This window comes from Nocardia sp. NPDC056064 (genome assembly GCF_042266925.1).
GTDB lineage: Bacteria > Actinomycetota > Actinomycetes > Mycobacteriales > Mycobacteriaceae > Nocardia.
This window is the reverse complement of record NZ_JBHJWO010000003.1, coordinates 19,715-29,650: the sequence shown is the minus strand read 5'-3', so window position 1 is coordinate 29,650 and position 9,936 is coordinate 19,715. Positions and strand designations below refer to the sequence as shown.

The window sequence follows — 9,936 nt, the reverse complement described above, 5'->3', positions numbered from 1 at the left end:
CGCTCCTGCCGCTTGCCGGCGGGAACAGTGTGACAGACCGAGATGATTCGAGACGGTTCAAGTAGCGCGGATATGGGTAATCTGCGCGCCGATATCGATCACCCGCTTGTCGTCAGCACCGTAGCGCGCGAGCATCTGCCCGTGGAGCCGATCGAGTTCGGCCAGCGCCTCGCGGACGCGGCCGGTGTGCACCTTGCACCCGGCGAGCTGGCGACGGCAGTACATCGCCTGTTCGTCGTAGGGTCCCCGTTCGGCGGTGAGATCGTCTACGAGCGTACGGAACAAATCGGCGGCAGCGGCATAGTTTCCGCTTTCGAATCGCAGGTCGGCCAGTTCGACCCTGGCGTCGAATACGTCGACGTCGCGTGCTCCGAGCGCGATCACCGCCGCGTCGATCACGCCACTCAACTCCTGCACCGCCGGCCGGTACCGCGACTCGTCAGCGAGATCTCGGGCCCTGCGCATCGCGGCGTGCAGATCGCCGCGACTGAACGACATGGTGACCTCCGGTGCAGCGGCGGACGATGTCGGCGTGGTCTGTGTACCGGCCACCAGGGTCGGCGCAGTTCGTGACGCGCCTGGAGCACTCACCGCCCGCGCGTACATATGAACCGGACTGTGCCGGTCGCCTACCTCGGGGAGCGTTTCGACGGGAGCAGCGTGGCGCAGCAGGACAGCGTGCACCGTCGCCGCGTCTTCAGGCCGCTGTCGCGGGTCCTTTTCGACCATCGACATGATCAGCGAAGCCATATCCAGCGACGTATCGGCACGGTCGAGCCGCACGTCGGGTACTCGAGTGTGTACCTGGTTGTTCCACACCACATACGCGTTGGAGCCACCCATCACCCGATGCCCGGTCAGCAGCTCGTGCAGGACGAGCCCGAGCGCGTACAGGTCGGTCTGCGGAACGATGTCACCGCCCTCGATCTGCTCGGGTGCCATGAACGCCGGGGTGCCCAAGGTCTGGCCGGTGTTGCTGTATCGGGTGTAGTCACCGTCGAGTGCGACTGCCAGCCCGAAGTCGAGCACCTTGACTGTTCCGTTGTCGCACAGCATCAGATTCGCCGGCTTGAGGTCGCGGTGATAAACCCTGTGCCGGTGCGTGGCTGCCAGCACCGCCGCAGCCTGGGCGCCGAGCGAGGCGACCACACCGACCGGGAGCGGCCCGCGGTGGGCGAGCACTTCCTCCCAGGTCCGTCCCTCGACGAACTCCATGACAAGGAACGGCCGATCCGGCTGCCCCGGTTGGATTCCCGCGTCGTGAATTGTCGGCATTCCCGGATGACTCACTCCAGCCATCAGCTCGGCTTCCCGATAGAAACGCTTGGTCCATTCCGGGTCGGCATCGAGATTCGCGCTGGTGAGCTTCACCGCGACTCGGCGTTTGAGATGGCGATCGAATCCCTCGAAGACTTGCCCCATCCCACCGATGCCAACCGACTGAACCAGTTCGTACCGGCCACCTACCACCACCTGCGGCTGCACCGCTGCTCCTTCTCGATCCGGCCGAACCGCTGACGAATCGCGGCCTGGATGTGTTCGATCATCCCAGCCGTGCCCTCGGCCGCGCGGTGCCATCGATTACAGCGGGCGATACATCCAACCGGCCGGTGGCCAGGCCGGCCAATCCTGTCCGCACGAGTTGCTCGACGGCCACCCGCTGCCGCCGCCATGTCGCGTCGAACTCGAGCAGCTCCGCTACCGCCGCGCCGCGCCGCCGCTGCTCGTTGATCGGCACACGAGGGAACCGCACGGAATACAGATCGTGCACCTTGCCATCGGCGATATCGGCGGCAGCACGCAGCACTCCAGCCAAGAGATACGGATCGATCACCGCGGGCTTGCCACGAAGTACGAGGACTCCGGGCCCGCACAGCACAGATTCGGTGCTGACGCGAACCACCGCGGGCCCGCCGACGAGAGCGACCAGCACATCGCCAGGCTCCGATGTCACCGCACCCGGCACGGAAGCGTCACCGTTCTTGCTCGCTCGACGCCCGACGCGAATATCCTTCGCGCTCAGCATTTCCACCCCGCCCGTTCCCGCTGCGACCGTCGGCGGCGATTCGTGCACGGTCAGTGCGCCCGCACCGACCAGCTCATCCAGCGAAACGGATTGCGCGCCGACAGTACCCGCACACAACGCCGGCGGCTCAACGTATCGGTCGGCGAGCAGCGCCAGCCGGGTGGCCGCGTACTCGTCGGCTGTCCGATGATCATCGCCACCGTGTTCAGTCGGGACCTCGACCGAGCCCTGTACCACGACCGGCCACCTCTCGCTGTTGTGCCGCAACCAGGTCGAAGAACCGTAGCAAGGGCGGCATTGCCGGGCCAGCCTGCGAGTCCCGATCACAGCCATTCCTACTCAGACGAACCCTCCAGCAGTTCGACGAGGTCCCGGTCACCACGCGCGATCAGATGCGCAAGTGCCTCGCCCCGGTCAGCCTCGGGCGGGAGTCCGATCCGAGTTCGGAGCTCCGACCACACCGAGCTCACGTCCGCCCATCGGCTCCCGCCAACCGCGCCGCACGAACTCCCGGTGGCGTGTCCCGCCCGATACGCACGTGGCGCGCTCGCAGCACCCCGTTCTCGGCGTGGATGAATACACAATCGCCGGCAACGGCGCCGAGGTGCAACAGCAGCGGGCGCAGCGAGCCGCAGTTCGGCTGCCTGCCGGGCCAGGCCACCCGCCACCGATATCTGCGGTGCGGGCCACTCCGCCCGCCTGCTCTACCTCGCGAACAATCTGGTCGCGGATCGTCGTGTATTCATGCCCGCCCCAGGCGCGTAGACCGTAAACGTCGCGGTCGACTCGAACGAACCGCTCGTCGGCCTGGATCTGGTTCAGCATCGACGGTATGTCGCGCGCCGCATCCCCGAACAGGACAGCAGGCCAAGCCAGCCCACCTCGACCTCACTACAGAATCGCCGCAGAGCACGCACGACCACCCGTGCGGTCTCCGCCACCCCTATCCCGCGAGCGACCTGATCAATCGGCGTGCTTGTCCACCACTGCGCCAGAAGACGCGAATCTTCCAGCAGGCGAGCCACTTCGGAAGCGTCGACGACCCTGATCGTCTCCATCAGATCTGCCAAGCACACCGACACACGAGGCGTACTCACCGGAGATTCCGCAACAGTCACACTATCGATATAGCCGTTGACATTGTTTTCATTCAGACTTACGGTTGATATAGATCATCCCGACTTCTTCGCCCTCGCGTTCCCGCCTCCCATCAGGACGGACCTCGATGACCGCCACGCCAGCGACCATGCCGCGAACCCCCCACCGTCGCGTCGCCGAACACCCGTATCGATCGCTCGTCCATTTCAACTCCGCCCACGGAACCTCCACGCTGATCACCCAGGAGTTCGAAACGTGGCTCAGCGAGAAGCATTGGTCGATCGCGGTACACGAATCCGGCCACTTCGAAGACGCTGACAGGTCACTTGCCGTCGTCCGACATACCATCGGCGACACCGAGCTACTTCGGCTGCGGCTCGTGGAGCATCACACCACGGGGGCGTGGACGACCGAACTCACCGCAGCCTGTCCAGGTAACGGCCCGGGCTGGATTCTGCTCGAAGTCGGTAACGACACCAATCACCGTGTCGCGACTCCGCGGATCGCACCGCGGCTGCTCGGAGTTCTGCCCGTTGTCATCGGCGACGCTCAGCTCACAAACGAACCACACCTGGTCAACTCCAACGCCGTCACCGACCTCGCCGAACGTGTCACCGACCCGGACCGGCACGGCCTCATCTTCGTCGCCGCCAGCGACGATCAACTCGACTTCGACAAGTTTCGTCAACGCCTGGCACGCTGGTCGTCCGATCTCACGGGCCAGGCCGAGGTGGCCATCCTCGATCCGTTGGCCACGCGACGGTTCGCCGAGGAACTCGGTGACGAGCACACAGTTGCGCCGTGGTCGCTGCGCACTTTTCTCCCGGGGGCGGACCCCGCGGTCGCCGAAGACCACCGCCGCCACCGCTTCCTCACGCCGGACACCTTGGGCAGCCTCAGCGATGCTGCCATCGCGCGAATGCTGGGCCGCATCGCCCGCCGCCACGGCGCTACCCGAGAGCTGCCCAGTGACATCCGCAAGCAGTTACGCACTCTGGACCGAGTCGAGAACAAGCTCGTCGTCGACAGCCTCACTCCGGCAACGGTCGACACGTCCGCGCCACCGTCGAGCCCACCGCAACCGGTGGTCGCCACATTCACCCCCACTCCGACTCCCGTCGAGCCCGAGCCTGCACCTACGATCCGTCCCGACTCGGCCGATTCCACCGTGACAGCCCTGGTCCGGGAGATCTTCGGACTCGAGATCATCGATCGCGCTTCGCTGGAGGCGATCCGCCGCCGATCGAGCGTCAAGATCCTCCCGGAAGCGGTGGAACGCACCACCCGGCTGCTCGAACAGCGCAGGAACGACATCGAGCTGCTGCAAGACCAGATCAGCGAACTCCGCGAAGAGATCGCGGACGCACAACTCGAGGCATGTATCGAAGTCGACGAACGGCAGCGCCTCTCCGATGAGGTCCGCCGGCTCCAGCGCGAACTCGTCGATCGCAAGGCCGCCGATATCGCCTATCGCCCACTGTCCGACAGCGAGGTGACCGCCTACCCCGAGAGCTGCGCAGAACTGCTGACCTGGTTCAAACGAATCGAAGACGACGGCGTCTTCTTCACCGGTAAGCCGGACCTATGCCGCGCACTCGACGAACACGATCAGCTCGGCATCGCCGCACGAAACGCTTGGGAGGCCGCCCTGGTCCTCGCCGACTATCTCCGGGCACGACGAGACGGCGAGCATCGGGGCAACGTCCACGAGTACCTCCGCAACACACCCGCCGGATATCGCACCGTCACGATGAAGCGCCATGCTTCCCACGAATCCGACTCCACGATGAATCGGTTCGGCAAGGAACGCGATCTTCCGGTCCCTGATTCGGTGTCGGCCACCCGAAGAGCGCAGATGCAGGCCCACTTCCGGCTGGCCAACAACATGGGCATGGTCGGTCCGCGCCTGCATTACCTGGACAACTGGAATGCCGACCGCCGCGTCTATATCGGCTATATCGGCCGACATCTCACCACCAGCCAGACCAATTGAGGCACTGGCAGTCCGAGTACGCCGGCCGAACTCACACCCGGTCAGCCGTCGCCCAGAACGGGATCGTCGTCGGTGAGCCGCGCGAGCGCCGCCGAGGCTTCCTGTGTCAGCGCGTCGTCGACCCCACGGATGAGCAACAGGTCATCGACGAGTTCGGTCAGAGTAGTTCGCGCTTCGGCGCGGTGTCCGACCAATGCCAGCAGTCGACCCAACGCCAGGCGCATGTCGAGTGCGGTCTCGCTGCCATCGGTCTGTACCGCGCGCACATCGGCGGTGACCGCGCGCATCTCGGCCAATGCCTCGGTGAGTTCGCCCAGCTCGATCCGGCAGTCGACCGCGAACTTCCGGCAGTCGATCGTCAGTTCGTGCGTGAAGCCGAGCACCCGGGAGCAGGTGGTGGCGAGGGCCTCGAATTCGCTTCTGGCCACCCTGATCTCCCCGCCCAGGAAGCGAGCGAGGGCGACATCGAAACGCAGGTCGAGCACACGCTGGCTGTCGGTCCCCAAAGCCGCGCCGACCCCTTCGAGGAAGTCACCGAGCACACCGGCCGCTTGCAGCGGTCGATTGTCGGCGATCAGTTCCCGGTACTCGTCCACTCGCCTGTTCAACTGCTGCTCGAGCACCTCATCACTGATCGGTGTGGTGGGTTCGAGAGCGTGCTGGAATCGGGCAGTGGGCGCCACCCGGTCGGGGCGTAGCGGCGCGTTGGGTCTGCGGAAAATCGCCGTCGGATCGGGCACACCCGAGACGAGAGCCGCACCGACATCGAGTACTGATCCCGAGGCCGGAAGCAACGGAAGCAACCGCTCGTAGACTTCGGCCGCGTCGACGGGACGATCATCGGGCTTCTTGGCCAGCAGATCCACCACGAGGTCATCGAGTTCGACCGGGACATCGGCACGGATCTCCCGCGGCGGAACGGGCGGCGTTTCGTAGTGGTGGTGCATAACGATCGGCCCCGCACCGCTGAATACCGGGTAGCCGCAGAGCATTTCGTAGAGAACGCAACCCAACGCGTACAAGTCTGTCCGCGGCGTCGCTTTCGCTCCGATGGTTTGTTCGGGCGCCATGTATGCGGCTGAGCCCAGGGGGACACCGGTCGCAGTGAGCTTGGGCGCACCCGGCGTGAGCAGGGCGGCGATCCCGAAGTCGATGACCTTGACGGTGCCATTCGGCGTGACGAGGATGTTGTCCGGTTTGAGGTCACGGTGAACAACCGGCAGCGCGTGCGCATAGGACAAAGCGGTCGCCGTCTGCGCGGTGACCGCGACCGCCCACTGGACCGGTAGTTCCGACTCGCCGCCGAGGTAGTGCCGCAGCGTCGTGGCGCCCTCGATGAGTTCCATCACGAGGTAGACCTCGCTCAGTTCGGCATCGAGAACGGCATCGTAGACCTGCGGCACCCCGTGGTGCCGAATCCGCGCGGTGATGCGCGCCTCCCGCCGGAACCGCTCGGCGAATTCGGCGGCCTCGCTCGGCGAATTGATCTGGGTGAACCTGATCATCTTCACCGCGATCTCGCGATCGAGCACGGTGTCGTATCCGCGCCAGACCGAGCCGAAACCGCCGAAACCGATCTCCTCGATCAGCTCGTATCGCTGTCCGATACGCCGTGCGGGCACCGCCTACCCCCTGCCATTCCGCGACAGCCTCACCACCGCCGCATTACATCTCGGGCAGTCCGTGCCGCCGCCCGAGCAGCCGGAACGCCGCTGTGCGCGCCTGCCGATCGAGATCCTTCTTGAACTCGTTGTCCCGCGCGAAGTACCGCTCGCCGAGATCATTGAGGGTATCGAAGTGTTCGACCATCTTCTCGGCGAACACCTTGTCGAACACCACGCCGAAGTCGTCGACGTTCTTGTTCGCCAGCCGTGCCTGTTCGACCTGAGGCTCGTTCATCGCCGCGTCGAACGGCAGCGCGAGGTGCTCCTCGGAGAACTCGGTGCCGAACCGTTCGTTGAAGCGGTCGACCAGTGCGGACAGCAGCGACTTTTCGGGTTCCTTGGGCGCGCTGGTCCCGTCACCGAACCCCCGCAACTCCTGCGAGCCTTCCGGCGCCAGGCCGAGGTCGTGCTCGCCGGTCTGCTCGAGACGCAAGTGGCTCAAGTCGACTTCGCCGATGTCGAGGCCACCGTCGGCGCGGCGCGGGAGCCGGTTGAGCAGGTGTCGCCCGTAGAGATGCAGCAGTTCGAGGTCGGGGTCCTGGTAGGGCACGATCTGCGCGAGAAAGCCGTATTTGCGCACGTAGTCGTTGAGGTCGGCGCGGAACGATTCCGCGAGCGCGACATCGTCCTCCTCCTCACTGTTGAGGAAGATCTGGAACCGTTCGACGGCCGGCTCGAGGTGCCGATACAGCTCAGCGTGCAGCTTGGCCCATTTCGCGGCGGACCCGGCAGCCTTCTGCTCCGCGACGAGGTAGGCCCCGGCGAAATCCTTCATCTCCTGGGTGATCAGGATCGGAGCCGCCACCACCCGATCGCGGGCGACGTAGAGCAGGTTCGGGTCGGTCGGCAGGGTGAACGCGTCCTCGTAGTACGGCGCGAACGATTCCTGGATCTTCTCGGCGTCGTTGACGAAGTCGAGCACCACCAGATCCTGCTGCGATTTGCCTTCCCTGGTGCGGTTCAGCCTCGACAGGGTCTGCACGGCGGCGATACCGGTGAGCGACTTGTTCACGTACATGGTGGTGAGCAGCGGCTCGTCGAACCCGGTCTGGTACTTCTCGGCGACCACCAGAATCCGGTATTCCTTCTGCCCCTTGCCGCCCGCCTGGGTGGCACGGTCGTCGGCGCGCGTGTACCGGAATGCCTTCGGCAGGGCGGATTCGGCGAGTCCACCGTTCTCCGACGACTCGGTCACCTCCTCACCGTCGACCTCCAAGCTCCCGGAGAAGGCAACCAGCACACCGACATCCGGATACTTGACGTCGTACTCCCGATCACCCAGGTATCGCTTGATTGCGCGAGCCATCGCGACCGCGCTCTGCCGCGAAGCAGTCACCACCATGGACTTCGCCCGTCCACCGAGCCGCCCCCGGGTGTGCGCGATGAAGTGTTCGACGATCACCTGCGCGTGCTGCTCGACGGCATACGGGTGCATGAACGCGAACCGCGCGAGCAGACTCGACGCCTTCGCTTCGGGAACCTCGACATCGTCGGGGTTCTGGTTCACCAACCGGTAGTACGCCTTGTAGGTGACGTAGTTGCGCAGCGGGTCGAGGATGAAGCCCTCCTCGATGGCCTGGCGCATCGAATAGGTATGGAACGGGCGGTATTCGGCGCCGTCCGCGGTACCGAAGTTCTCCAGCGTCTTAGCCTTCGGCGTAGCGGTGAACGCGAAGTAGGAGATGTTCGAAGCCTTCGACCGCTCGACAGCCTTACGACGCAACCGCTCGTCGATGCTCACCTCGACGGCGCCTTCGTCCTCGTCGTCAGCGTCCAGACCCATATCCCGCAGCGCGGTCCGCACCGCCGCGGCCGCATCGCCGGACTGCGAGGAATGCGCCTCGTCGATCACCACGGCATAGCGCCCACCGGCGAGTTCGGTCTGCTCGCGACGCAGATAGTCCAGCAGGGCAGGGAACGTGTGCAGAGTAACGGTGATGATCTTGCCGCTCTGCGAGCTCAACGCCTTGGCCAGCTGCTCGGACTTCGAGCCAACCTTGTCATCGATCTTCACCACCAGTCCCGACACCTGCTCGAACCCGCCGACAGTGTCACGGAGCTGGGAGTCCAGGTTTCGGCGGTCGGTGATGATGATGACTTTGTCGAAAACCGGTACACCCGACTGCAATCCGGCCGCCCGGGCCTCCGGATCCAGATTGTCATACGAGGCGGTGTGCAGATCACTGAGCCGATGCGCGAGCCAGCCGATGGTGTTCGACTTCCCGGAACCGGCCGAGGCCATCACCAGGTAGTCGTGTCCGGAACCATGGGTGGTGGCATGCGCGGTGAGCTTCTTGACCACATCCCACTGATGGAACCGCGGGAAGATCGTGGACCGAACAGCCTTACCGCCCGCGACCTTCTTCTCGGTGGTGTGCACGAACCGCTCGAGCAGATCGAGCCAGTTGTCCGGCTGCCAGACCTCCTCCCACAGATAGGACGTCGCGTACTTGCCCGCCACCGTCGCCGCCGGATTCCCCTTGCCACCAGCGTTACCCGGCCCCTCGGAGCCGGTGTTGAACGGCAGGAACACCGTCTTCGCCGCCCGCAGCTGCGTGGTCACGAACACCAGATCCGGGTCGACAGCGAAGTTCGCGATCACCCGATGCTTGAAGATCAGCTCGGTAGGATCCCGATCCTCCCGATACTGCTTCTTCGCCTCCTCGACCCCCTGCCCGGTCAAGGGATTCTTCAACTCGGCAGTAGCCACCGGAATCCCATTGAGCAACAACGCCAGATCCAACCGAGGCCGCGACGCCCCCGGCTTCGTCGCGTACGGCAGTTCCCGAACAACGGTGAGCCGATTGGCCTTATAGGCTTTCAACACCTCATCGGACCCGACAAGATTCGGCTTGAAATACGCAACCCGAATCAACACCCCCCGGTCCTTCACCCCCTCCCGAAGCACCTTCATCAACCCCTTGGCAGCCAACTCCTGCCCCAGCCGCTTCGCGAACCCACTCTGAGCCTCGTTCTGATCCGCACCGTAGGCGGCGACAAGCTCGTCCCACTCCACCTGCTGCGTCCGCGAAACGAACGTCAACAACTCCCCCACATCCAGCCCCAGCTCCGCCCGGTACTCATGCGGATTCCCCTCCACCCAGCCGCTCCCCACCATCGCCTGCACGATGGCCTCCCCGAACACCTGCTCACTA

At 64.9% G+C, this 9,936-nt stretch carries 5 protein-coding genes; 1 reads left to right on the top strand and 4 read right to left on the bottom strand.

Annotated features, from left to right (window positions below; all coding sequences use genetic code 11):
- Window positions 1-57 precede the first annotated feature (57 nt).
- The gene (locus ACFC06_RS26765) at window positions 58-1,485 is read right to left on the bottom strand and encodes a protein kinase (protein ID WP_375937420.1); all 1,428 of its coding nucleotides are present in this window, start codon (window positions 1,483-1,485) and stop codon (window positions 58-60) included.
- A 58-nt stretch (window positions 1,486-1,543) separates the two neighbouring features.
- A complete protein-coding gene (locus ACFC06_RS26760; RefSeq protein WP_375937417.1) occupies window positions 1,544-2,263 on the bottom strand; it encodes a hypothetical protein in 720 nt (239 codons plus the stop codon).
- A 988-nt stretch (window positions 2,264-3,251) separates the two neighbouring features.
- On the opposite strand from ACFC06_RS26760, the gene ACFC06_RS26755 reads away from it, so the two are divergent.
- Entirely contained in the window at window positions 3,252-5,117 is a 1,866-nt protein-coding gene (locus ACFC06_RS26755; protein ID WP_375937414.1) for a hypothetical protein, read from the top strand.
- A 41-nt stretch (window positions 5,118-5,158) separates the two neighbouring features.
- Here ACFC06_RS26755 and ACFC06_RS26750 read toward each other — a convergent pair whose 3' ends face one another.
- Window positions 5,159-6,739 carry a serine/threonine-protein kinase gene (locus ACFC06_RS26750; protein WP_375937411.1) on the bottom strand — a complete coding sequence of 527 codons (1,581 nt, stop codon included), beginning with the start codon at window positions 6,737-6,739 and terminating at the stop codon, window positions 5,159-5,161.
- 43 nt (window positions 6,740-6,782) lie between these two features.
- Window positions 6,783-9,926, bottom strand: a complete 3,144-nt coding sequence (locus ACFC06_RS26745) for a type I restriction endonuclease subunit R (RefSeq protein ID WP_375937408.1) — start codon at window positions 9,924-9,926, stop codon at window positions 6,783-6,785.
- Window positions 9,927-9,936 lie beyond the last annotated feature (10 nt).